This window comes from Psychroserpens damuponensis (assembly GCF_000826655.1).
GTDB lineage: Bacteria > Bacteroidota > Bacteroidia > Flavobacteriales > Flavobacteriaceae > Psychroserpens > Psychroserpens damuponensis.
Genome location: NZ_JXJO01000044.1, coordinates 1 through 1,323, shown reverse-complemented (window position 1 = coordinate 1,323; position 1,323 = coordinate 1). Strand labels below are relative to the sequence as shown.

Here is a 1,323-nt window from a genome sequence, read left to right as displayed (position 1 = left end):
AAGTGACACCATGGAAGAAGGAACCGTTGCAACTTGGTTGAAAAAAGTTGGAGAAAGCGTCGAAGAAGGCGATATTCTTGCTGAAATTGAAACCGATAAAGCAACAATGGAGTTTGAATCCTTTCAATCTGGCACTTTATTACATATCGGTTTAAACGAAGGAGAAACAGCTAAAGTTGATTCTCTATTAGCTATTATTGGTCCTGAAGGAACAGACGTTTCAAATGTGGCTAAAAATTTTAAAGTTTCCGATTCGTCTTCCGAAGCAAAAGAAACGACAAGTTCTGCTCAAAAAGAAGAGAAAAAAGAGGCGCCTAAAAAGGAAGCTCCTAAAACTGAGACTAAAAAAGAAGTTAAAAAAACAGTTGATACTTCTAGTTCAAATGGTAGAATCCACGCCTCTCCATTAGCAAAAAAAATGGCTGAAGAAAAAGGGATTAATCTATCTCAATTAAAAGGCAGTGGAGAAAATGGTCGTATTGTAAAACGCGATATAGAAAATTATACACCAGCTCAAGCAGGTACTCAAATTGGTAAGTTTGTACCAACAGGTCAAGAAGATTTTGATGAGGTACCTAATTCTAATATGCGTAAAGCAATTGCTAAAAACTTAGCTAAATCTAAATTTACAGCACCACATTATTATTTAAATGTGGAGTTTGATATGGAAAATGCCATGGCATTTAGAGTTCAGTATAACTCGATGCCAGATACCAAAATATCATTTAATGATATGATTGTTAAAGCATGTGCACTCGCTTTAAAACAACATCCGCAAGTAAACTCTCAATGGTTTGATGATAGAATGCAACTCAATAACCATGTACATATTGGTGTTGCCGTTGCAGTGCCAGATGGCTTGTTAGTTCCCGTTGTTAAATTTGCAAATGAACAAAGTTTACCACAAATTGGATCAGCTGTGAGAGAATTTGCTGGTAAAGCAAGAAATAAAAAATTGTCATTAGATGAAATGGAAGGTAGTACATTTACTATTTCTAATTTAGGCATGTTTGGCATTGAAAGTTTTACTTCAATTATCAATCAACCTAATTCTGCTATCTTATCTGTTGGTGCAATTGTGGCTAAGCCTGTTGTGAAAAACGAACAAGTAGTACCAGGACATACAATGAAATTAACGCTCGCCTGTGATCATAGAACAGTTGATGGTGCAACAGGTGCACAGTTTTTACAAACCTTAAAAGGATATATAGAAAATCCTGTAACAATGTTAGTGTAAATTTTAAATGATAAGCATTCTGCTCTCAATGCAGAATCTATTGTAATATAATCCTGATTTGATATTTTTTCAAGTCAGGATTTTTT

1 protein-coding gene is annotated in these 1,323 nt (G+C 34.7%); it reads left to right on the top strand.

The genetic code is table 11. The annotated features are described in order from the left end of the window. Positions 1-1,237, top strand: a 1,237-nt coding sequence (locus TD29_RS17125; protein ID WP_040282657.1) for a pyruvate dehydrogenase complex dihydrolipoamide acetyltransferase, incomplete at its 5' end; no start/stop codon positions are given. Positions 1,238-1,323 lie beyond the last annotated feature (86 nt).